The organism is Halosolutus sp. YCN4 (genome assembly GCF_059736495.1).
In genome coordinates this window covers 477,059-499,887 of sequence record NZ_JCASSM010000002.1, presented here as the reverse complement: position 1 = coordinate 499,887, position 22,829 = coordinate 477,059, and the positions used below count along the sequence as shown (strand labels likewise).

The window sequence follows — 22,829 nt, the reverse complement described above, 5'->3', positions numbered from 1 at the left end:
TACACACTCGACACGACTCCCCACCGCGAGTTCCGAGTCCGACATCGTTAACCGCGGGCGGGGCCGACTCCCGGCCGATGCCACCGGCCATCGAGACCGTCGATCTGGTGAAGGAGTACGGCGATCTCCGCGCCCTCCAGGAGCTATCGTTGACCGTCGAGGAAGGCGAGTTCTTCGGCCTCCTCGGCCCAAACGGCGCGGGAAAGACGACGTTCATCAACACGCTGGTGGGTCTCGTCCGCAAGACCGGCGGCGAGGCGCGGGTCTTCGGCTACGACGTCGAGGACGAGTACCAGCAGGCCCGCGACGCGATCGGGCTGGCGCCACAAGAGTTCAACATCGATCGCTTCTTCCCCATCAAGGAGGTGCTGATGCACAAGGCCGGCTACCACGGGATCCCGACGGCGGAGGCCGCCGAACGCGCCGACGAGGTCCTCAAACGCGTCGGTATCTACGACAAGCGCGACGAGCGGTTCGACTGGCTCTCCGGCGGGATGAAACGTCGCCTGTTACTCGCGCGGGCGCTGGTCACGGACCCCGATCTGCTCATTCTCGACGAGCCGACCGCGGGCGTCGACGTCCAGCTTCGTCACGACCTCTGGGAACTGGTGACCGAACTCAACGAGGAGGGGACGACGATTCTTCTCACGACGCACTACATCGAGGAGGCCGAACGCCTCTGCGACCGCGTCGCGATCGTGAACGAGGGCCGGAAGGTGACCGTCGCGACCCCGGACGAACTGAAAGGGCGCGGGACCGACACCATCGACGTCCGCCTCGAGTCCCCGCCGGCGGCCGCGCCCGATCTCGGCCCGTACGCACACGAAACGACCGTCTCGGGCGATCGGCTCGAGGTCCGCGTCGACGACGGCGGCTCGACCGCGCCGCGACTGCTCAACGATCTCGAGGCGGCGGGGTACGGGATCGCCGACCTCGAGATCTCTCGGACGTCGCTCGAGGAGATCTTCGTCGATCTGACCGAGCGCGACGATCGGACCGTCACTCGGTCCTCGGCGGAGAGCGAGGGCGATAGCGACGGGGACGGCGATCGTGACACCGCGGCGAGCGGCGAAGAACGGACGCGGGAACAGGAGGGGGTCGCCTGATGCTGTCGGTCGGCTTCCGCGCGCTCTTCCGGCGTGAAGTCCTGCGGTTCGTCCGCCGGCCGAAGAACACGTTCATGCCGCCGGCGATCACGAACGTGCTGTACTTCGCCGTCTTCGGGGTGATCCTCGGTAACCGGATCGACCAGATCGCGGGCTACGACTACATCCTCTTCATCGTCCCCGGGCTCATCGTGCTGGGGGCGATCTCCAACGCCTTCGAGAACGCCTCGTTCTCGATCTTCCACGGCCGGTGGAACGAGTACATCCACGAGACGCTGACCTCGCCGCTGTCGTACGCCGAGATGGTCGTCGCCTACGTCGGTGCCAGCGCGGTGCGGGGACTCGTCGTCGGCGTCATCATCGCCGCCGTCGGGCGGCTGTTCGTGCCGATCGGCATCGAGCACGGCCTCTACCTCGTCGCTACGATGGTCGTCGTCACCGCCCTGTTCGCCGGGTTCGGCATCGTCGGCGGCCTCGTCGCCAGGGACTTCGACGACCTGACCGTGATGAACCAGTTCATCCTCCGGCCGCTGGTGTTCTTCGGTGCGGTCTTTTACTCCCTCGAGACGTTCGAGCAGGCCTGGCAGGTGAACCTCTCCCTGCTGAATCCGATGGTCTACATGGTAGACAGCGTCCGGTACGGCCTGCTGGGCTACTCGGATCTGATCGCGGTCGGCATCCTGCCCGGTCCCTACACCGAGTTCGCGCCGCTGGTCTCGCTCGGTGTGCTCACGGCGTGTACCGTTATCGTGCTGGCGATCGACGTCTACCTGTTCCAGACCGGGTACGGACTGACCGACTGAGGGGACGATCGACGCTCCCGTTCCGGTCAGTCCGCGTACTCGGCGACCTCGACCAGTTGCTTCCCGATGTTCTCACCCTCGAACAGGCCCATGAACGCGTCGGGCGCGTTCTCGAAGCCCTCGACGACGTTCTCGCGGTAGTGGAGGTCGCCCTCGCGGACGAACGTCGAGAGCCGATCGAGGGCCTCGCCCCAGCGGCCCTCGTAATCGCGCACGAGGAACCCTTCCACGCGAGCGCGGGACTCGATGAGTTTGCCGAGTTTGCGGGGGCCGGTCGGCACCTCGGTCGCGTTGTAGATCGAGATCTGGCCGCAGACCGCCACGCGCGAGCGGACGTTCAGCAGGGGCCAGACGGCGTCGGTGATCGGCCCGCCGACGTTGTCGAAGTAGACGTCGATCCCGTCGGGGCAGGCCTCGGCCATCGCTCTGCCGAGGTCGTCCGTATCTTTGTAGTTGATCGCGGCGTCGAAGCCGAGGTCGTCGGTGAGCCACGCGACCTTCTCGTCGCTCCCAGCGGTCCCGACCACGCGCGCGCCGTTGAGCCGGGCGAGCTGGCCGACGACGGAGCCGACCGCGCCGGCCGCGGCGGAGACGACGACCGTGTCGCCGGGCGTCGGTTCCGCGACGTCGAGCAGGCCGAAGTAGGCCGTCACGCCGGGCATTCCGAGCACGCCGAGCGCCGTCGAGACGGGACCGTGATCGGGGTTCACCTGCCGGAGGTCGTCGCCGTGTGCGACCGCGTGTTCGGCCCACAGGAGTTCGCCCGTGACGACGTCACCGGCCTCGAGACCGTCGTACTGTGACTCGACGACCTCGCCGACGACGCCCGCCTTCATCGGGTCACCGACGTCCCACGGCTCAGCGTAGGACTCCGCGTCGCGCATCCGCCCGCGCATGTACGGATCGACCGACTGGTAGAGCGTCTTGACGAGTACCTCGCCCGGACCGGGCTCCGGCCGATCGATCGTGACGAGATCGAAGTTCTCGTGGGTGGGTTCGCCGACTGGACGGCTCGCGAGTCGCCACTGTCTGGTCTCTGCCATATCCGGTCATCGCGTCGCACACAGGTGAAGATTGGTATCCCGGAACCCGATCGCCTCGGGCGACCCGTGGGACGGCGCAGCGGTTCGATTGGGTCCCGATCGCGACGATCCGGGCCGTGGCGAAACGTGGGTGAAGAGTAACGACTTTGGCTCCGGTGCGTGGAGAATCCCCGTATGGGAACGGACCACGACGAGAGCGTCTTGCACGAGTTGCTCGCCGGGAACGAGCGCCACGTCGACGGGCTCCCGGAAGACCACTTCGCGGCGGTTCAGGACGGACAGGAACCCGACGTCGTGTCGATCTGCTGTTCGGATTCGCGGGTCCCACAGGTGGGGATGTGGGACGCCGACGAACCGGGCACGGTGTTCACGCCGAGTAACATCGGAAACCAGGTCTGGGACGAGATCGACGGCGAAACGGTCGTCAACGGCGGCCTGCTGTACCCGATCCACCACGCCGGAACGGAGACGATCGCCGTCGTCGGCCACACCGGCTGTGGCGCGGTGACCGCCGCCTACGGAGTCGCGACCGGGAGCGACCGGCCCGGCCCGCGGGGCGTCGACAAGTGGGTCGACCTGCTCGTACCGGTCGTCGAGGACGCCATAGCGAACGACGCGATCGATACCGACGCGGACGACGAGGCGGTGGTCAACCGGCTCGTCGAGTACAACGTCGACCGCCAGATCGAGTTCCTCCGGGACGCCGAGGACGTCCCCGCGGACGTCGACGTCTACGGCTTCGTCTACGACTTTCAGGGCGTCTACGACGACGAGCACGGCCGGGCGTACCTCGTCAACCTGAACGGCGAGACGGACCCCGATCGGATCGCCGATCGACTCCCCGGGGAGTACGAACGGGCCGTTCGCAGACTCACCTCCTGAGACGGGCTGCTGTGCCGACACGGCCGTAGAGCGGATCGCGGGTGTGCCGGAACTGGCGGGCAGCGGGCCGGACGAACGATCGGGCAGCGATCGAAAACAGGGTCGGAGGGGGACACGCGACACCGGACCGATCAACCGGACTCGGACCGAGTGGCCGGTTCGGACCGGTCATCCGGCGTCGATCCCATCACGCGACGTCGGCATCAGGGCTGGGTCCCGTCACCGAAACACTGGCTGCACCTGCTGGCGGACGATTCGCGCGTCGCTCGCTCGATCGAGATCAGCCGCAGGGAATCGTGAGACACGTGTGCCGCCGAGCCACAGCGCGTTCGAAAGTCCGACTCGCCGGCTTCGTGTTTGTGAACCTCGTTCGTGGCTTCGTTCAGAACGCCATCCATGCCATTCGGTACCGAGGTGCAGTGATATAATACCACGGGCCGACGAGTGGCTCGTCCCGATCGTCGGCGCGCGGTCGGTACCGTTTTGACGACGCCGCCGATAGAACGCGGTATGAGGGAGTTTCTCGAGTCGGATACGGGGTTTTACTACGCGATCGGCGTCTTCACGATCGCGGTGTTTTGCGTCGGACTCGTGGCGCTGGCGATCGTCAACCCCGACGGGGTCGGGTCGCGCGAGCTCGCCGGTCTCGTCGGCGGCTTCGTCCTCTTCATGCTGGTCTATTTCGTCTCGGTGACCGTCCATCGGCTGGAAGGGGGCGACGGCGTCTGAGCCCACACGCGAACGATCGGTTTTTCGATGAAACCGGCGTAACGAGGCTCCAGATCCCCGAATATCGAATCTGGGCCGAGTCGGTGGGTTTATCAGTGTCCGGCTGTTCCCTTTAGAAGCAATGGCGAAAGGAACCGTTGATTTCTTCAACGACACTGGCGGCTACGGATTCATCGAGACTGAGGACGCGGACGACGACGTGTTCTTCCACATGGAAGACATCGGCGGCCCGGACCTGGAAGAAGGACAGGAGCTCGAGTTCGACATCGAGCAGGCCCCCAAGGGCCCGCGCGCGACGAACGTCGAGCGCCTGTAAGGCGGAATTCGTAACGGTATCGGCACTTGACTGCAGTATTTTACTCCTCCCGAGCGACGGCGCCGGCGAGAGCCGTACAACGTTTAGTAGCCCCACCACCCACGGACAGGTATGCCCGACCCACTGATCCGAGCGAGCGACGACATCGAGTACGAGTCCGTCGACGCGGCCGAAGGCCTCGAGAAAGGCGTCCTGATCGGCGACGAACACGGCGCACCGAACTTCGCGATTCGACGGTTCGTCCTCGAGGCCGGCGCCGAAGTCCCGAAGCACACGAACGCCGTCGAACACGAGCAGTACGTGCTCGAGGGCGAGTACACCGTCGGAATCGGAGACGAAGAGCGAACGGTCGAAGCGGGCGACTCCCTGCTCATTCCGGCGGAGACGGTCCACTGGTACCGCAACGAGGGCGAGGAGAGCGGCGCGTTCCTCTGTGCCGTGCCGAACGGGGACGACGCGATCGAACTGCTCGAGTGACGGCCGTCCGAACGGCGGGTCGCACACACCGGTGCCGTCCCGACCACTCGCGACGCGCGTGACCGGCCCGTCACGGCCGATCGATCCGCGCTAATCGTTGTCGAGACGTCCCGTAACCGCAACTACTTTATGCGTTTTAGGGATACCTAAACGAAGATGGTCGAAGCGAAGTCGGTCGGCGAGCACGCGTCCGTCCAGGGGCGGAACGGATGGGTGACTGCGAGGCTCGTCCTCTTCTGTCTGGCGAGTACGATCGTCACCGTTCTCGCCGGTCTCGTGCAGATGAGTTTCGGGGAGTACCCGATGACGATCGCCGAGACCTGGGCGGCGGTGTTCGACCCCGCAGTGGTGTTCAATCTCGACGCCTGGTCGGCGTTCCTCCTCGGAACGGAAGCGCCCCAGATGGACGCCGGGAGCGTCGTCGTCTGGCACCTCCGACTGCCGCGGGTGTTCGTGGGGATCATCACCGGCACGACGCTGGCGGTCTCCGGCGCGATCTTTCAGGCGGTGACGCGCAACGAACTGGCGAGTCCGTTCGTGCTCGGCGTTAGCTCCGGGGCCGGTTTCGCCGTTCTCGCGACGCTCATCGTCTTCAGCGGCCTCTCGCCGTTTCTGCCGCTGATCGCGGCCCTCGGCGGCACGATCGCGTTCGTGATCGTGTACACGATCGCCTGGAAGGGCGGGACGAGTCCCGTGCGACTCGTGCTCGCGGGCGTCATCGTCAACATGGTCTTCCAGTCGCTCCAGCAGGGGCTGTTCTTCTTCGCGGACGACCTGGGCGTCGTCCAGACGGCGATCGCCTGGCTCACCGGGTCGCTCACGGGGACTGGCTGGGGGGAGGTCCGGATCGCGATCCTGCCGGCGATCGTGTCGGTCGCGATCGCGCTCGCGGGCGCGCGCCAGTTGAACGTCCTCATGCTCGGTGAGAGCACCGCCCGATCGCTCGGGATGCGCGTCGAACGGATCCGGTTTTCCCTCTCCGGCGTCGCAATTCTGGCCGCAAGCGTGGCGATCGCCGTCGCGGGCGTCGTCAGCTTCTTCGGACTCGTCGTTCCGCACATCGTCCGGAACACGGTGGGCGGCGACTACCGGCGACTGCTGGTCGGCTGCGTCTTCGCCGGCCCGGCGCTGATGGTCACGGCCGACGTCGGCGCGCGGCTCGCGCTGTCCGGCACCCAGATGCCGGTCGGCGTCGTCACCGGCCTGATCGGCGGGCCGTACTTCCTCTACCTGATGCGAAAACAGCAATCGATGGGTGAACTCTGATGTCCGGCAACCAGCAACAGCCGACGCGAGAACGGATCACCGACGGCGACGGCGTCGCGGTCGAGAGCGCGCTCGTCGGCGACGGACTCGAACTCAGCTACCCGACGAGCGACGAGACGGTCGTCGACTGCGCGCGCCTCGACGTCCCCGGGGAAGCGGTGACCGCGCTCGTCGGGCCGAACGGGAGCGGGAAGAGCACGCTCCTGAAGGCGCTCTCGAACCACCTCGATCCGGACGCGGGGACGGTCCGGATCCACGGCGAGGACCTCCGGAACTTCGATCGGAAGGAACTGGCGCGCGAACTCGGCGTCCTCTCCCAGGAGAACGACTCGCTCGGCTCGATCACCGTCGAGGACCTCGTCTACCACGGGCGCTATCCCCACCGGGGCTTCTTCGACGGCGTCGACGACGATGACCACCGGGCGGTCGAGCGCGCGATCGAACTGGCGGGAATCGACGAAATCCGCGACGCCGAACTCGGCCAGCTCAGTGGCGGACAGAAGCAGTTGGCCTGGATCGCGATGGTACTGGCCCAGGACACGGACGTCCTGTTGCTCGACGAGCCGACGACGTTTCTCGACGTGCGCCACCAGTTCCGCGTCCTCGAGACGATCCGCCAGTTGAACGAGCAGAAGGGCGTCACCGTGGCCGTCGTCCTCCACGACATCGCCCAGGCCGCCCGGTTCGCCGACTACCTGGTCGCGATGTGCGACGGCGAACTGTACGACTGGGGGCCGCCCGAGGACGTCGTCACCGAACAGCTACTGGCCGACGTGTTCGGCGTCGAGGCCACCGTCCAGTACGAGCCCGAACTACAGGTCCTACCCAGGAGAGCGTTACCCGATCGGTGACGCGATCGACGTGATTCGGAAGGATTTTAAACTTTTAGGTCAGCCTAAAACGTGATGGCCGACGAACGGACCTGGACGAGACGGACCGTCCTTCGAACGGGGAGCGCGATCGCTGGCGTCACTGCGCTGGCCGGTTGTATCAGCGACGACGGCACCAACGACAGCGACGGCGACGACGGCGGTGACGGGTCGTCGGACGACGGACCGTACACCGTGACGATGGAGCCGGTCGGAGAGGTCGAGTTCCCCGCCGTCCCGGAGACCTGGGTCGCGAACAACGGCAGCTGGGCCGACATGGGGATCGCACTGGGACAGGAGCCACCGGAGGCCGTGTACCTGGCCTCGCGGTACCACACCCAGTACTACGACGAGATTCCGGGCGTGAGCGTCGACAAGAGCGGGATGACGTCGCTCTGGGAGGGGGAGTTGGACCCGGAGGAGTTCATGGAGTTGAGCAAGGACGCGGACGTGTTCGTCATCGACCCCAACTTCATCCTCGGTCGCACCGATAGCTGGAGCCAGGACGACATCGACCAGATCGAAGCGACGGGGACGCCGTTCTTCGGCAACAGCATCTTCTCGACCGGCTACGACTGGCACGACTACGACTACCTCACGCTGTACGAGGCCTTCGAGAAGCTATCGGAGGTCTTCCAGGAGCAAGCGCGGTTCGAGGCCTTCGAAAGCCTCCACGAGGAGTTCCAGTCGAACGTCGCGGACGTCGTGCCGCCGGAGAGCGACCGACCGAACGTGGCCATCATGTGGGCCACCGAGAGCGATATGGGATCGTTCTCCCCGTACCTGATCGGCGATGGGACGAGTTTCAAGCAGTGGCGCGACCTCGGCGTCCGCGACGCGTTCGCCGAAACGGACGTGCGGGACTTCCACAGCACGCGCAGCGCGGTCGACTACGAGACGCTCCTCGACATCGACCCCGACGTCATCCTGTTCCGCGGACTGGAAGCGAAGACCGCAACGGAGTTCCAGGACGACATCGTCTCTCAGATGGAAGCCGACGACGTCGCCCGCGAACTGACCGCCGTCCAGAACGGCGACGTCTACCGCGGCGGTCCGCTCTACCAGGGCCCCATCACGAACCTCGTCGTCACCCAGCGCGCGGCCGAACAGGTCTACGACGTCGACGAGCAACTGTTCGACCCGCAGGCCGTCAGCGACATCGTCGACGGCGACGTGTGATCGATGGAGCGAACAGAAACGGAGGCCGACGTCAGTGAAACCCTGCAGCGGACGCACGGACTGATCGAGGAGCTATCGGTTCCGGACGGCGACTTCGAGGTCACCTGCAAGGACACCGGCGTCGTTCCGGAACCGGTCACGGACGCGAGTTTCGAATCGTACGAGGCGGCGGACCGCGCGTGCGAGGCCGCACGGCAGTACCGGGAGACGCTCAGGGAACTCGATCGGTCACTCACACGGTACGGCCTCGTCCCGTCCGAGCGGTTCACGGACCCGCTCGAGTGCTCGACCGTGCGCGAATCGACCGATCAGCGGCGGGCGAACGGGCTCCCGCGAACGCGCCAGACCGTGACCGCGGCGGGCGATCGGAGCGACGAATGGCTTCGAATCGAGAACTGCCCGATCGTTCACCTGACGGGACCGGAAACGCTGCTCGACGACGAGTTCGTCTCGCGCCAGCTCCGGTCGAACATCCGCCCTCGAGACCCCCTCCGGGAGTAACGGCGAAACCGGCGACGCCACGGCGGCGAAATCGTCGAACGGCTGCGGGGGATCGGTGTTTCGGCGAGCGTTCTCGCGATGAGTAGACACGGAGACGGTGAGCTATCGTAGCAACTGAAAGTCACTGCACACCCGATCGCAGGACGCCTTTGCGATCAATGTGTAAATCGTTTCAGTTGCTACTATACCGGGAACCCCCCCTACGATCGTCTCGCGACGGCCCACCGGTGATCGTCGGCCGATCGTCCGTGCGGCCCGATCGTCGCGGGAGTCCGAATCGCTGAAATACCGTCCCGCCATACTCGTCGCCGTGTCGAAGCAGGTCCAGGAGGTCGAGACGATTTTCTGTCACGAGACGGGTGGCGACTACCTCGTCGTCGTCGAACGTGACGGACAGCGGCTGTTCCGGGCGAAACTCGGGCTTTCGGAGACCTCGGCCGGGCCACGGCCCGCGAAGTTCCGGCTGAAACAGGGGTCGAGCGAGGAGCCCCGCCAGCCCGACGAGTTCGTCGAACTCGCCCGACGGGCGAAGCGGATCCGCATCTCCGAGCAGACCTCGCCCGAGGGACGGCGCGAACTGCTGGAGATGCTCGCCGGCTACCAGCTCGAGGACAAGGCCAAGGCGGTTCGGACCTGTCGCTACTGCGCCTCCGCGGGCCGGTACTCGCCGATCACCACCGAAACGGCGGTCAAGGACGACGAGGACTGGATCTGCCGCGACTGCGCGCGCCAGGAACTCGAGCGACAGCTGACCTACTCCGGCGGCGGTCAGGTCACCGGCGCGGCCAAGGAGCGCCTCGAAGAACTCATGCTCGAGGTCCAGGACCTCGATCGCATCGTCAACCTCCTGAAAGGACAGCTCGACCCCGACCTCACGAAGTTCGATACCATCTCGGCGACGACCGACGAGGTCGATCCCGTCCGGGTGGACTCGCTGAACCTGCATCCGGGCCTCCAGAATTTGCTGGAGGATCGGTTCGAGACCCTGCTTCCGGTCCAGAGTCTCGCCGTCGAGAACGGTCTCTTCGAGGGCGAAGATCAGATGGTGGTGTCGGCGACGGCGACCGGGAAGACGCTGGTCGGCGAGATGGCCGGGATCAACCGCGTGCTGAACGGCAAGGGAAAGATGCTCTTTCTCGTGCCGCTGGTCGCGCTCGCGAACCAGAAGTACGAGGATTTCCAGGACGAGTACGGCCACCTCGTCGACGTCTCCATTCGCGTCGGCGCGAGCCGCATCTCGGACAACGGCAACCAGTTCGATCCCGGCGCCGACGTGATCGTCGGCACCTACGAGGGGATCGACCACGCCCTGCGGACGGGCAAGGAACTGGGCGACATCGGGACCGTCGTCATCGACGAGGTACACACGCTCAAAGCAGAAGAGCGGGGCCACCGCCTCGACGGGCTCATCTCGCGGCTCAAGTACACCTGCGAGCAGCGCGCGGCACGAGCGAAGGGCGAGCCGCGAAACGAGCGAGCGGGGAGCGAAGCGACCCGTGAGCAACGGGCCAGCCGCCGGGACGACTACGGCGGCGCCCAGTGGGTCTACCTCTCGGCGACCGTCGGCAACCCCGAACAGTTGGCCGGGGCACTCGAATCGACGCTCATCGAGTTCGAGGAGCGCCCGGTCCCGATCGAGCGCCACGTCACGTTCGCCGACGGGCAGGAAAAGATGCGGATCGAGAACAAACTCGTCAAACGTGAGTTCGACACCGAGTCCTCGAAGGGGTATCGCGGACAGACGATCATCTTCACGAACTCCCGCAGGCGCTGTCACGAGATCTCCCGGAAACTCGAGTACTCCTCCGCACCGTACCACGCCGGGCTGGACTACGGCCGCCGGAAGACAGTCGAACGCCAGTTCGGGAACCAGGACCTGGCGGCCGTCGTGACCACCGCCGCGCTCGCGGCCGGGGTCGACTTCCCGGCCTCGCAGGTCGTCTTCGACTCGCTGGCGATGGGGATCGAGTGGCTCTCCGTCCAGGAGTTCGAGCAGATGCTCGGCCGCGCGGGCCGACCCGACTACCACGACAAGGGCAAAGTGTACGTCCTCGTCGAACCCGACTGCGCCTACCACAACTCGATGGAGATGACCGAGGACGAGGTCGCGTTCAAACTCCTGAAGGGGGACATGGAGTCGGTGATGACCCACTACGACGAGGACGCCGCGGTCGAGGAAACCCTCGCGAACGTCACCGTCGCCGGCAAGGCCGCCAAGACGCTCAACGATCGGATGCTCGGCGACGTCCCGACGAAACACGCGATCGGGAAACTCCTCCAGTACGAGTTCATCGACGGCTTCGAGCCGACGCCGCTCGGGCGCGTCGTCACCGAGCACTTCCTCGATCCCGGCGAAGCGTTCACCCTGCTCGACGGCATCCGGAAGGACGCCCACCCCTACGACCTGATCGCGGACCTGGAACTGCGCGACGAAGAACTGTAGCTCCGAGACAACCGACGAGAACATCGCGGACCTGCTCGCCGAACGAGTGTTCACTCGCCGTCGAGGAACGCCCGAACGATCGTCCCGGTCTCGTCACCGGGTTCCAGAAACGGGACGTGGCCGTGGTCGTCGAGGACGTGAACCGACGCGTCGGGCATCCGCTCGGCGATCGATCGACCGACATCGGGATCGAACAGCGCGTCCGCGCTCCCCCAGACGAAACACGTCGGCCGGTCGATGGTGACGATCTCGTCGCCGATGTCGAAAATCGGGTGCATGCGGGTGAACGATCCGGCCATCGTGGAGTACGACCGCTGACTCGTCGCGTTTCCCGGGATCTCGTCGTTGGCCGCCCAGAGTTCGTAGTCGGTCTCCGTGATCGCCGACGGGTCCTCGACGATGCCGTTCGCGATCCGCTCTCTCGTGGTCTCGACCGGATCGCCACGCCTCGCCAGCCAGAAGAGGAGGCGGTTGACCCCCCGGACCGTCAGTAGCCGCCAGCTCAGTGGGAACTCGCGGGTCACGCCGCCGGGACCCCCGACGAGACAGAGCCGATCGACGCGGTCGTGATCGAGGGCGAGCAGGAACGCCTGCAGCCCGCCCAGCGAGTTGCCGACGACGTGCGGTCGCTCCACGTCCAGATCGTCGAGGAGGTCGACCAGGTACGTCGCGAGGAACGATCGGAGGTCCCGGTCGCGATACCTCGGCGCCGCGGACAGCCCGCGGCCCGGCCTGTCGGGGAGAACGAGGCGATACTCGTCGGCGAGCGCGGACACCATCGGCAGCCACGTCGCGCCGGACGTGGAACTGCCGTGAAGCAACAGAACCGGTTCGCCGGCCGGATCCCCGGCCTCGAGATAGTGCACGCGACCGGCGTCGTCGGTGTCGACGACCCGCGACTCGATCTCGACGCCGTACTCGTCGGCCAGCGCGGTCTGTAACCTGGCGTAGCGTCGTTCCGCCGCCGTAGGCCAGTCGTCCGGTGTCAGCGATTCGTTCCGCGGAACCTGTCCGTCGGCGTTCATCTCACCGACACTGCGTTCGATCGTCTTAACAGTACGTCGTCACGCAGGGACACCACTGGCGATCGCGGCTCCCGGCCGATCGAGCGCGTCATACGGACTACTGTACGTCAGTTCCGGTACAACCGCACGGCGGTCGCGGTTGCACCGGTACATCGGTACAGCAGCCCGTCTCAGGGGACGAACGCGATCCCGAACAGCGACAGGAGGAGCACCAGCACCGCACCGGGGACGCCGCCGATCGCGACGATCACGAGCGCGATCGGGGTGACGGCGACCGAGAGGCCGACGACCACCTGTGCGAGAAACAGCACCAGCAGACCGACGACCGTGTTGACGATGAAGGGACGAACGGTCTCGATGATGGTCGAGGCCCCGAGGACGAACGCGAGGACCAGAACCAGCAGGAGGATTTCGATTCCGGTAACCATACCTGACTGTACGCTCCGGGCGGGTAAAGGGTTGGCCACTATCGCTCCGGCGTAACGAAACCCTTTATGGCGTCCGGGCGGAACGGTGGGTACGGGATCGTGGGTTAGCCTGGTATACTTCGGGCCTTGGGTGCCCGTGACCCCGGTTCAAATCCGGGCGATCCCATTCGTTCTGTCGCGAGCAAATTCGCGAGCGCCAGCAATTGGACGAGCGCGGATTTGAGGTAGACCGAAGTACTGCGCGAAGCGCAGGTTCTCGGGCGTAGTCCAATCCGGGCAATCCCTTTTCGGACAATCGAGTCTGTGAACGATCGAGAGTTGTGAAGGGAGGTCAGCGCGATCGAGCCGGGATCCGGCAGGGTCGTTTCGTGCTTCGCGCGAAATCCTCCGTGGCGGGTGTCGCCACGACGACGGCGCCAGTCTCGCGTTCGAGAGCCGGCGAAGCCGTCCATTCCGCCGGCACAGGTGTGACGAGTGAGACTGCGTGCAGACAGTGACAGTGCCCGAATTTCCGTCAGCACGCCGGTGGGCGGTTCCCGTAACTCCCACGGAGTAGCGTCCGAACCCAGCCTCGCGACGCACCCCGTCAGTGAACCACGTCACTGTCCGGAAACAGTTCCTGTTCCGTCCGTTTCGCCTCCGGCCCCTCTTCGACGAGCGTCGTCTCGGTGACTGATTCCGAGAACCGATCGGGATCTGGCTCCACGGACATGAGCACGTCAGAGAAGACCGACCCACGCCGGCCGCCCGCGGCGACGATGCCGCCGTACTTGCGATCCTCGAACGAGGATTCGTCGGGGTCGGGAAACTCCTCGCGGATGATGGCGGCCGTCTCGCGGATGTAGTCCGCCGCCTGCTGCTGGGAGTAGCGGCTCTCCTGGTAGTACGTCTCGGCGTGGTCGTCGTCCAGGTCCTCGGTCGAGTGCTCGGGCGACTCGTAGAGCACCGACTCGGGCGTCGCGTACGCGCTGGCAAACCGGATGTTCACCGTGAAACTGTCGGGATAGCGCAGGATGAGCGGGGAGTACAGCATGTCCGTGACGGTGGTGCGTTGCTGGATCCGCCAGAGCCCCTCGACGTAGTAGGCGGTGAGCGCGCCGATTCGATCGTCGCGCTCGCCGCGGTGGTAAGCGATCGCGGCCGACTCGTAGTCCTCGCCCGCGATGCGGCGGAGTCGCCGCTCGAACGTCGACGCGATGCGATCGAGTTCGGTCTCGTAGGCCACCAGTAGCGGGACGTCGGGGTCGGCGAGCAGGTCGGCTTTCCGCTCGCGAGCGTCCGCGACGGCCATCATATTCCGGTGGAACAGTCGCTCGGCGTCCGCGTCCGGGAGCGGGGTCCTGACCGCCTGCCGGTGCAGAACCCTCGTATCGCCGTTGAATCGGTCCTGCTGTTCACTCATGTACTGCCCTCGGCGAGGGTGTAGATAAGTATTGCACGCCGACGATACCTGAGTCTGATGGCCGACGCCCACGAGAGTCTCGCCGTGGCCACAGTGTTATTCGTCGTCACAGCCCGCTCCCGTGTACGTCAGCAGGACGTGCGTCTCGGACCGGAAGCGGCCGGCGTAGACGCTCGTCGTATCCCAGTACCGGAACTCCGGGGGATCCAGGTGCTGGTCCGTGGTCGCGTAACTCCCGTCGGCGAGGGCCCGATCGAACGCCTGCCGTGCATCGTCGCTCAGGGTCTCGTGCCGGTACGTCTCGATCGGGTCGCCGTAGTCGTCCGCCGCGTCGACCACCTCGTGCATCGGATGACACGTCGGCGTCGAGGGCTGGTCGGTCGTACAGCCGGCGACGAGGCTGGAAAGGGCGACCCCGGCGAGGAACGATCGGCAGTTCATACCACCGTTTCTGGAAGACGAGGCGAAATGCCTTCCCCAGACTCAAATTCCGATTTCACCGACGTTCCGTCTCGGTGACCGGATCGCACTGGTCGCTCGCGTCGATCGAAAGCGGGATCCGCGTGGCACCCTCGCCGAAATACTGGTGTCACGCTGTAGGCGGTGAAACCGTGGAAAACGGGAACCGATCGCGGGACCCCTGTCACGGTCGTTCGTTGCTGGTCCACCCGCGCGATCGGCGCGAGCCGTGACCAGCGGGGCCGACACCGCGTTCGGCGTCGCTATAGTAGCCACTGAAAGTCAATGCACACTCGATCGCACGACAGCTGTGCGATCGGTGTGTAAATCGTTTCAGGTGTTACTATATCGAGAGTGGTGTCTCGCGTCGTGACGGCGGTCACGCCACCTCTTTTTCCGAGCAGGTAGCGGGTTCGGGTTCGAGAATCGAGACGTCGCCGTCGCCCTCGACGCGAACCGTGTACCCCTGGTACGGGAACTCGACCGTGGGAGAAAACCCCTCGGCCGTGGACGATCGAAAGAGCGTGTCCAGTGCCTCCGTATCGATGGCGTAGTGCAGCGGCGGCTGAAGGTCCTCGGGCGAGACGCCTTCGTGTTCGGCGATTCGTTCGACGACTGTCAGACTGAGTGGTTGCCCCCGATCCATACACGCCGATGCCAGACTCGCGTATATAAAATCGGGTGGTCCTCTACTGACGCGCGTCGGCCGCGCGTCAGACAACTATCGGCAACAGACAGCCGGTTTTCGAGCGATACCGGATCGACGGACCGCGGTTCGAGGACCGGTAGTTCTGTATAGCCAGCCGACAGAAACGGGCCATGGACATCGACGAGGCCGCCGAGGCGTGCGCGGGGGTCGTCGGCGCGATCGAGGAAACCGTCGTCAGCGATCGTGAATTCCTCGAAACCGCGCTGCTGGGACTGCTCGCTCGCGGGCACGTCCTGCTGGAGGACGTGCCGGGGACGGGAAAGACCCTCACCGCCCGTAGTATGGCGACGGCCCTGGGGCTCTCGTTCTCTCGGATCCAGTTCACGCCGGACCTGCTCCCCGCGGACGTGACCGGGTCGCACGTCTTCAACGAGCAGCGCCGGGAGTTCGAGTTCCGGGAGGGGCCGATCTTCAGTAACGTGGTCCTCGCCGACGAGATCAATCGCGCGCCGCCGAAGACCCAGAGCGCACTGCTGGAGGCGATGGAGGAACGACAGGTGACCGTCGGGGGCGAGACCCGATCGCTGCCGGACCCCTTCTTCGTCATCGCGACGCAGAACCCGATCGAACACGAGGGAACCTTCGCGCTGCCGGAGGCACAGGTCGATCGGTTCGTGGCGAAGACCAGCATCGGCTACCCGAGTTTCGAGGGCGAAGCGTCGCTGCTGAAACGCCGCGCGAACCGCGAGCAACGGAGCCCGTCCGTCGAGCGGGTGCTCACGCCCGATCGGGTCGAGACGCTCCAGCGGGTCCCGGAGACGGTGCGGGTCCACGACGACCTGATCGACTACGTGCTCGAACTCACCCGCGGGACGCGATCGGACCACCGCGTCGCAGTCGGCGTCTCGCCCCGTGGCACCCAGCGACTGTTCGAGGCGACGCGTGCTCGCGCGGTCATCGAGGGCCGCGAGTACGCGACGCCCGACACCGTGAAAGCCGTCGCCCGCCCCGTGCTCGCCCACCGCCTCGTCCTGACGGCGGACGCCAGGGTCGACGACGTCGAGAAGGAGACCATCGTCGAGGACGTCCTGTCGAAGACGCCGGTGCCGACCGTCGACTGAGACGGTCTGCTGTACCGGTGCAACCGCGACCGTCCTGCGGTCGCACTGGCACTGACGTACAGGAGTCCGTATGAGACGGGTCAGTCGCGAACGAGCGCCGTGAGAAGCGCCACCGACGCGAGGATCAACAGGAGCAGGGCCGACAGCGGCTGGCCGCCGTCGGCGCCCTCGTAGAGCAGGTAGCCGATCACTATCGTGACCGCCCCGACGGCCGTGGTTCCGCCGAGGTGGACCAGTTCGAGACGGCGGGTCGACGCCGCCCGCCCGAGTTGGCGGCCGACGCCGATCGCCATAGTGCCGGCGTCCCACGCGAGCACGCCGGCGGCCACGCCCACGAGGGTCACACCGGCGGCCGCTCCCTGGATGCCAGCGACGAGCGCCCCGCCGACCAGTCCCGCACTCCCGAGCGTCACCGCCGATCGAGATCCCCTCGTGACGCCCGCGACGAGAACGATCGCCCCGATGAGGCCGATCGCGAGCCCGTACCAGGAGTAGCGCCCGCTGGCCAGCGTCGCCCCGCCGGCCGCGACGACGGAGACGACGCTGCTCAGCCGTGCCGGCTGGCGATCGATCGGTCTCATCCGCGCCACCCCCGCGCCAGCAGTTCGTCGAGCGAGTCGTCGGGCCCCCAGTCGAAGACCGGAATTCCGGCCCGCCGGAGATCGGTCGTAGCGACCGTCCGGGAGACGCGCTGGAGTCGCTGTCCGGGAGTCCGATCGGCCGTCGGATCGGGGCTGACGACCGTCGTCGCGTGGCCGATCGCGTCGAACTTTCGGACGCTCCGGACCGTCAACCGATCGCAGAGCGGCGAGAAGACGATCAACTGGGCGGTCTCCGGGAGACGTCGCCGGAGTCGGCGCCGCCAGCGCACCGAGAACTCGTCGTCGCGAGGGACCGGCGAAAGCGCGGGATCGGTCGCGAGGAGAGTCCGACCGCGGCTCCGGTGGTCACGACCGGTTCCGGGCTGGAGCCAGCAGTCCGCCGCGCCCATCGTCGCGATGCCGACGCGGTGGCCGTCGTCCAGCAGGCGGGCGAAGACGCGCCGCGCCGCCGCGACCGATCGATCGACGGCGTGGTCGGCCTCCGGCCCGGGGGAGACGTAGGCGGACGACTGAACGTCGACGACGAGCACGACGGTCGCGGCCCGTTCCTGGCGGAACTCGAGGGTCGCGAGGTCGCCCGTCCGGGCCTGGCGGTACCAGTCGATCCGGTTCATCGGGTCGCCGGGCTGGTACCGCCGCGTGGTGTGAAACTCCACGCCCGCACCGCCGGCCTCCGTCTCGACGGCACCGGTGTACTGGCTCACCTGCTCGCGAAGCGGGACCCGCTCCCCCGTCGGGCGAAGCGGCGGGACGCAGGTCAGCGTCGACGCCGCCGTGACGAGCAGTTCCCGTTCGACGGTGCCGGGGAGGTTCCGGGCGACGACGAGCGTCGGCTGGAACGCGTGGCGGCCGCGACGCGCCTCGATCGTGTACGAAAACGTGGCCGACGCCCCTCCGCGGAGCGCGGTTCCGTACCGGGGCGAGCCGTCGGTAACGACGAGCGCCTCCGGGACTCCGTCGACGATCCGCACGTCGGCGAGGAGACGGGACGATTCGTTGGTGATCGTCACGGTCACCTCGACGTCGTCGCCCGGGGCCGGCCGATCGTCGGAGACCGATCGCTCGACGGAGAGTCGGACGGGGTCGAACGGGGCCGATCGAGCGTACGCCGCGTAGCCGATGCCGACGATCCCCGCGAGGAGGGGCGCCGGCTGTTCGACGACCAGGCCGACGCCCAGGGCGACGAACGCGACGAGACCGACGCCGCGCCAGTGGTTCGTCGAACGGCGGATTCCGGGTTTGGCCTCCGGCCCGGATTCGGACCGATCGGCGTCAGTCGTCGTGTCCGCCGACGCTTCGGCCCCGTTCGGCGCGACGGGTGGAGACCGTGACTCGGTCGACGTGACCGGCGTCCGATCCGCCCCGTTCGATCCGGCCAGCCGCGTACCGGCCCGGCCGACTGCGCGCCCGAGTCGCCGACGAATCCCGTCGTCGCCGTCGTCCCGGTCCGGCGTCGGCACGTCCGCGACGGCCGCGATCGCATCCACAGTGTGGCGGATATTCCGATCGTACTGTGACCCGCCAGCGACGCGGTCCCGGAGTCGGTCGGCGATCGGTTGGGACGATCCGTCCGTATCGCCCAGGAACGCCGCCGCACGGGGATCGGACGTCCACGCGCCTTCGTCGACCCGCGTTCGGGCCTCGTCCTCGGTACAGTCCCCGTACCGGGTGAGCACCGTGATCGCCGCCGCACGGAGCCCCCGCCTAATCCGCGTGCTGGAGTAGACCGTCCTGGCGGTGAGAAACTGCTTGAGTGCCCGGTCCATGTCGTCCCCGGGCGTCGGCGTCGGGACGCGAACTTCCGGATCCGGCGTCGATGCCTGCCTGATCGCGGTCCGTCCACCCGAGCGGCGAACGTACACGGCATAGAGGAGGACCAGAACCCCAGTGACCGGCACGGCCCGATCCCCGACCGGAACCGGGAGGAGGCCGGGAACGACCATCTCCGCGACGGCCACGCCGAAGAGGACGAGACCCGCGCCCAGAAGCAGGCGGCGTCGATCGCTCATTCGTCGTCACCGTACGCGCGTTCGATTCGGCGGAAGACCCGAACCGCGCGCCGTTCCCGATCGTCCGTCGGACTGTACTCCCCGTACCGAACGTCCTCGAACAGCCGCGTGAGTTCGCGGACGTCGTCGGGGTCCATCCCCGCGTCCACTGCGGCGGTCGCGAACTCACGCGGCGTGGTCGTCTCGGGACGATCCACGTCGAGCAACGCGGTCATCTCCGTCCAGGCCCGGACGACGTCGTTGTCGACGTCGTCGCCGCGTTCGATCCGGTCCGCCGCTCGCCCCGCTGCCCGACCGATCGCCGTCCGATCTGCGTCCTCGGAGTTGGGGCCGGAGACCAGGTCACTCGTCCCAGATTCCGAGTCCGCGGACGACGACCGGGCGACCGCGAAGAGCATCCCGAGTGCCGCGACCGTGAAGGCCAACAGCACGACGAACGGGAGCGGCGTCGTGTCAGCGGACCCGATCGACCCGTCCCCGCCACCGCCCCCACCCAGTCCGTTGCCGCCCAGCGACTCGTTCGCTGGTCCACCCGACATCGCGGACGGATCCACCGGGAGGAGTAACGCCACCACCAGCAGGGCGACGACTGCGGCGACGCCGACGGCGACCGGCACGAATTCCCGCCAGTTCCGGATAACCGAGACGAGGAGGACGAGCGCCGCGAGAAGCAGGAGTAACGCGAGGAGTTCCGACAGGAGCGGGATCTCGACCGCATCGACCGGTCGATCGGCCGGCGGCGGGGTCCCGAATCCCGACCCCGTCCCTTCACCGGCACCGGTATCGCCACCGCTGCCGACGCTCTCCGGATCGACGGCCGACGGAAGCGTGGCCGCCGCCAGCGCGACTGCGAGAACGCCGACGGCTGCGACCACGAGACCGGTCACGGGACGTCGGTTCACACCCCGACTATCGTCGGTATCGCGTTTATCGATTCCGGAAACCACAGTACAAAAACAGGTTTCGGCACGCTCCGAAACGAGACGATCGGCGACGTCGCGGGGCGAGTGACCCAAAACACATTGGCTATAGATACATACACGAGAACCTGAAAGAGTTGACTGGCCACGCGAACGACGGAAGGGGATACAGCACACGGCGTGGACATCGCCGGCCGACATAGCAGATGATCGCCGGAACGGCGATCATCGTCGGTTGTTCGCCGTGGCCAAACCGGCCGACTGGATCGGCGCCACACCGCTCCCGCCCGGCCACCGGAAGTGTTCTCACGCACGCTATCGGTCCTGACGCGGAACCGATTGCCGATCCGTACACGATCGTCGATCGAGCGATCAGTGATGACCCTCGGCGAGTGCCGGCCGCGGCGACCGCCGATCGGTTCCCGTCGACCACTTTCGCTCCCCTTTGCCACCATTTATACCCGATGCGGTCCGTAGGACAGTGCAATGGCGCAAGCGGGCAATTCTGAACTCGTCGACTCCTTCGAGCAGTTCTTCCGCAACTACTACGACAGCGAGATCAAGCAGCTTGCGCAGCGCTACCCCAACGAACAGCGATCGCTCCACGTCGACTGGCAGGACCTCTACCGGTACGATCCCGACCTCGCGGACGACTTCATCAACCAGCCGGAACAGCTCCAGCGCTACGCCGAGGAGGCGCTGCGACTGTACGACCTCCCGATCGACGTCAGCCTCGGCCAGGCCCACGTCCGGGTGACGAACCTCCCCGAGACCGAATCCCCCGAGATTCGGGAGATCCGCGCCCGGGACATGAACTCCCTGGTGCAGGTACGAGGGATCGTCCGGAAAGCCACCGACGTCCGGCCGAAGATCGAGGAAGCCGCCTTCGAGTGCCAGCTCTGTGGCACCCTCTCTCGCGTGCCCCAGTCGAGCGGGGACTTCCAGGAACCCCACGAGTGCCAGGGCTGCGAACGACAGGGGCCCTTCCGGGTGAACTTCGACCAGTCGGAGTTCGTCGACTCCCAGAAACTGCGCATCCAGGAGAGCCCCGAGGGCCTGCGCGGCGGCGAGACCCCCCAGTCGCTCGACGTCCACGTCGAGGACGACATCACCGGCGAGGTCACCCCCGGTGACCACGTCTCCGCGACCGGCGTCCTCCGACTCGAACAACAGGAGAATCAGGGCGAGAAGAGCCCCGTCTTCGACTTCTACATGGAGGGGATGTCCGTCGAGATCGACGAAGAGCAGTTCGAGGACATGGACATCACCGACGAGGACAAGAAGCAAATCTACGAAATCTCCAACCAGGACGACGTCTACGAGCAGATGGTCGCCTCGATCGCGCCCTCGATCTACGGCTACGATCAGGAGAAACTCGCGATGATTTTGCAGTTATTCTCGGGCGTGACGAAACAGTTGCCGGACGGATCGCGGATCCGCGGCGATCTGCACATGCTGCTGATCGGGGATCCTGGTACAGGCAAGTCGCAGATGCTAGGCTATATCAAAAATATTGCCCCACGGGCCGTCTATACCTCCGGAAAAGGCAGCAGTTCGGCTGGCCTTACCGCTGCGGCTGTGAGGGACGATTTCGGCGATGGTCAACAGTGGACCCTCGAAGCCGGCGCACTCGTGCTCGCCGATCAGGGGATCGCGGCGGTCGACGAGCTAGATAAAATGCGCTCGGAAGACCGGAGTGCCATGCACGAGGCCCTCGAACAGCAGAAGATTTCGGTCTCCAAGGCCGGCATCAACGCGACCCTCAAGTCCCGCTGTTCGCTGCTGGGCGCCGCGAACCCCAAGTACGGCCGCTTCGATCAGTACGAACCGATCGGGGAGCAGATCGACCTCGAACCCGCCCTGATCTCGCGGTTCGACCTGATCTTCACCGTCACCGACCAGCCCGACGAGGAGAAAGACCGCAACCTCGCCGAGCACATCATCACGACGAACTACGCGGGCGAGTTGACGACCCAGCGCGAGCAGATGGCCTCGCTCGAGGTCAGCACCGAGGAGATCGACGAGATGACCGAGCAGGTCGACCCGGAGATCGACGCCGAACTCCTGCGCAAGTACATCGCGTTCGCGAAGCAGAACTGCCACCCGCGGATGACCGAGGAGGCTCAAGAGGCGATCCGGGACTTCTACGTCGACCTCCGATCGAAGGGGACCGACGAGGACGCCCCGGTGCCGGTCACGGCGCGAAAACTCGAGGCCCTGGTGCGGCTCTCGGAGGCCAGCGCGCGGGTGCGCCTCTCCGATACGGTCGAGCAACACGACGCGAACCGCGTCATCGAGATCGTCCGCTCGTGTCTGCAGGACATCGGCGTCGATCCCGAGACGGGCGAGTTCGACGCGGACATCGTCGAGGCCGGCACCTCGAAGTCCCAGCGCGATCGGATCAAGAACCTCAAGGGACTCATCAGCGACATCGAGGAGGAGTACGACGAGGGTGCGCCGGTCGACATCGTCATGGAACGCGCCGAGGAGATCGGTATGGACCAGTCCAAGGCCGAACACGAGATCGAGAAGCTCAAACAGAAAGGCGAGGTCTACGAACCGAGTACGGACAACCTCCGGACGACGTGAGGCGATCGGCG

General features: G+C 66.3%; 22 protein-coding genes and 1 tRNA gene. 14 read left to right on the top strand and 9 right to left on the bottom strand.

What is annotated here, in order from left to right; translation table 11 throughout:
- The first annotated feature begins 77 nt into the window (after window positions 1-77).
- Together AC6I6X_RS08670 and AC6I6X_RS08665 are read left to right on the top strand one after the other, a co-directional pair.
- Window positions 78-1,106: an ABC transporter ATP-binding protein gene (locus AC6I6X_RS08670; protein WP_497930121.1), complete on the top strand. Its 1,029-nt coding sequence runs from the start codon at window positions 78-80 to the stop codon at window positions 1,104-1,106.
- Window positions 1,106-1,909, top strand: coding sequence for an ABC transporter permease (locus AC6I6X_RS08665; RefSeq protein ID WP_497930120.1), 804 nt, complete (start codon window positions 1,106-1,108; stop codon window positions 1,907-1,909). The genes AC6I6X_RS08670 and AC6I6X_RS08665 overlap by 1 nt, the downstream gene beginning before the upstream one ends.
- A 26-nt stretch (window positions 1,910-1,935) precedes the next feature.
- On the opposite strand, the gene AC6I6X_RS08660 is transcribed toward AC6I6X_RS08665, so the two are convergent.
- Window positions 1,936-2,952: an NADP-dependent oxidoreductase gene (locus AC6I6X_RS08660; protein WP_497930119.1), complete on the bottom strand. Its 1,017-nt coding sequence runs from the start codon at window positions 2,950-2,952 to the stop codon at window positions 1,936-1,938.
- 174 nt (window positions 2,953-3,126) lie between these two features.
- Here AC6I6X_RS08660 and AC6I6X_RS08655 point away from each other — a divergent pair, with 174 nt between their 5' ends.
- From AC6I6X_RS08655 to AC6I6X_RS08615, 9 genes are all read left to right on the top strand, one after another.
- Window positions 3,127-3,834 carry a carbonic anhydrase gene (locus tag AC6I6X_RS08655; RefSeq protein WP_497930118.1) on the top strand — a complete coding sequence of 236 codons (708 nt, stop codon included), beginning with the start codon at window positions 3,127-3,129 and terminating at the stop codon, window positions 3,832-3,834.
- A gap of 510 nt (window positions 3,835-4,344) precedes the next feature.
- Window positions 4,345-4,563, top strand: a complete 219-nt coding sequence (locus AC6I6X_RS08650) for a hypothetical protein (RefSeq protein ID WP_497930117.1) — start codon at window positions 4,345-4,347, stop codon at window positions 4,561-4,563.
- Between the two features lie 121 nt (window positions 4,564-4,684).
- Window positions 4,685-4,879, top strand: a complete 195-nt coding sequence (locus AC6I6X_RS08645) for a cold-shock protein (RefSeq protein WP_005554588.1) — start codon at window positions 4,685-4,687, stop codon at window positions 4,877-4,879.
- 111 nt (window positions 4,880-4,990) lie between these two features.
- The gene (locus AC6I6X_RS08640; protein WP_497930116.1) at window positions 4,991-5,356 is read left to right on the top strand and encodes a cupin domain-containing protein; all 366 of its coding nucleotides are present in this window, start codon (window positions 4,991-4,993) and stop codon (window positions 5,354-5,356) included.
- A gap of 156 nt (window positions 5,357-5,512) precedes the next feature.
- Window positions 5,513-6,622 (top strand): FecCD family ABC transporter permease, encoded by a 1,110-nt coding sequence (locus tag AC6I6X_RS08635; RefSeq protein ID WP_497930115.1) that lies wholly within the window; start codon window positions 5,513-5,515, stop codon window positions 6,620-6,622.
- Window positions 6,622-7,473 carry an ABC transporter ATP-binding protein gene (locus tag AC6I6X_RS08630; RefSeq protein WP_497930114.1) on the top strand — a complete coding sequence of 284 codons (852 nt, stop codon included), beginning with the start codon at window positions 6,622-6,624 and terminating at the stop codon, window positions 7,471-7,473. Before AC6I6X_RS08635 ends, AC6I6X_RS08630 begins: the two co-directional genes overlap by 1 nt.
- 54 nt (window positions 7,474-7,527) lie before the next feature.
- Window positions 7,528-8,670, top strand: a complete 1,143-nt coding sequence (locus AC6I6X_RS08625; protein ID WP_497930113.1) for an ABC transporter substrate-binding protein — start codon at window positions 7,528-7,530, stop codon at window positions 8,668-8,670.
- A gap of 3 nt (window positions 8,671-8,673) precedes the next feature.
- Window positions 8,674-9,171, top strand: a complete 498-nt coding sequence (locus tag AC6I6X_RS08620) for a DUF7552 domain-containing protein (RefSeq protein WP_497930112.1) — start codon at window positions 8,674-8,676, stop codon at window positions 9,169-9,171.
- A gap of 310 nt (window positions 9,172-9,481) precedes the next feature.
- Window positions 9,482-11,614, top strand: coding sequence for a DEAD/DEAH box helicase (locus tag AC6I6X_RS08615; protein WP_497930111.1), 2,133 nt, complete (start codon window positions 9,482-9,484; stop codon window positions 11,612-11,614).
- A 50-nt stretch (window positions 11,615-11,664) separates the two neighbouring features.
- Here AC6I6X_RS08615 and AC6I6X_RS08610 read toward each other — a convergent pair whose 3' ends face one another.
- Together AC6I6X_RS08610 and AC6I6X_RS08605 are read right to left on the bottom strand one after the other, a co-directional pair.
- On the bottom strand, window positions 11,665-12,639 hold the full coding sequence (locus AC6I6X_RS08610) for an alpha/beta fold hydrolase (RefSeq protein ID WP_497930110.1): 975 nt from the start codon (window positions 12,637-12,639) through the stop codon (window positions 11,665-11,667).
- Between the two features lie 170 nt (window positions 12,640-12,809).
- The gene (locus tag AC6I6X_RS08605; protein ID WP_497930109.1) at window positions 12,810-13,067 is read right to left on the bottom strand and encodes a pro-sigmaK processing inhibitor BofA family protein; all 258 of its coding nucleotides are present in this window, start codon (window positions 13,065-13,067) and stop codon (window positions 12,810-12,812) included.
- A gap of 93 nt (window positions 13,068-13,160) precedes the next feature.
- Here AC6I6X_RS08605 and AC6I6X_RS08600 point away from each other — a divergent pair.
- A tRNA-Pro gene (locus AC6I6X_RS08600) sits at window positions 13,161-13,233 on the top strand.
- Between the two features lie 420 nt (window positions 13,234-13,653).
- Here AC6I6X_RS08600 and AC6I6X_RS08595 read toward each other — a convergent pair.
- From AC6I6X_RS08595 to AC6I6X_RS08585, 3 genes are all read right to left on the bottom strand, one after another.
- Window positions 13,654-14,469, bottom strand: a complete 816-nt coding sequence (locus tag AC6I6X_RS08595) for a hypothetical protein (RefSeq protein WP_497930108.1) — start codon at window positions 14,467-14,469, stop codon at window positions 13,654-13,656.
- A gap of 96 nt (window positions 14,470-14,565) precedes the next feature.
- Complete coding sequence (locus AC6I6X_RS08590; protein ID WP_497930107.1) at window positions 14,566-14,910, bottom strand: hypothetical protein; 345 nt, start codon at window positions 14,908-14,910, stop codon at window positions 14,566-14,568.
- A 397-nt stretch (window positions 14,911-15,307) separates the two neighbouring features.
- Entirely contained in the window at window positions 15,308-15,574 is a 267-nt protein-coding gene (locus AC6I6X_RS08585) for a HalOD1 output domain-containing protein (RefSeq protein ID WP_497930106.1), read from the bottom strand.
- A 173-nt stretch (window positions 15,575-15,747) separates the two neighbouring features.
- Between AC6I6X_RS08585 and AC6I6X_RS08580 the strand changes: the two genes are divergently transcribed.
- On the top strand, window positions 15,748-16,698 hold the full coding sequence (locus AC6I6X_RS08580) for an AAA family ATPase (protein ID WP_497930105.1): 951 nt from the start codon (window positions 15,748-15,750) through the stop codon (window positions 16,696-16,698).
- An 80-nt stretch (window positions 16,699-16,778) separates the two neighbouring features.
- On the opposite strand, the gene AC6I6X_RS08575 is transcribed toward AC6I6X_RS08580, so the two are convergent.
- Genes AC6I6X_RS08575 through AC6I6X_RS08565 form a run of 3 tightly spaced genes read right to left on the bottom strand, consistent with a single transcriptional unit; the run spans window position 16,779 to window position 20,211 of the window.
- On the bottom strand, window positions 16,779-17,279 hold the full coding sequence (locus tag AC6I6X_RS08575) for a DUF7519 family protein (protein WP_497930104.1): 501 nt from the start codon (window positions 17,277-17,279) through the stop codon (window positions 16,779-16,781).
- The gene (locus tag AC6I6X_RS08570) at window positions 17,276-19,309 is read right to left on the bottom strand and encodes a DUF58 domain-containing protein (protein WP_497930103.1); all 2,034 of its coding nucleotides are present in this window, start codon (window positions 19,307-19,309) and stop codon (window positions 17,276-17,278) included. Before AC6I6X_RS08570 ends, AC6I6X_RS08575 begins: the two co-directional genes overlap by 4 nt.
- Window positions 19,306-20,211, bottom strand: coding sequence for a DUF4129 domain-containing protein (locus AC6I6X_RS08565; protein ID WP_497930102.1), 906 nt, complete (start codon window positions 20,209-20,211; stop codon window positions 19,306-19,308). The genes AC6I6X_RS08570 and AC6I6X_RS08565 overlap by 4 nt, the downstream gene beginning before the upstream one ends.
- 504 nt (window positions 20,212-20,715) lie before the next feature.
- Between AC6I6X_RS08565 and AC6I6X_RS08560 the strand changes: the two genes are divergently transcribed.
- Window positions 20,716-22,818, top strand: a complete 2,103-nt coding sequence (locus tag AC6I6X_RS08560; RefSeq protein WP_497930101.1) for a minichromosome maintenance protein MCM — start codon at window positions 20,716-20,718, stop codon at window positions 22,816-22,818.
- Window positions 22,819-22,829: the final 11 nt, after the last annotated feature.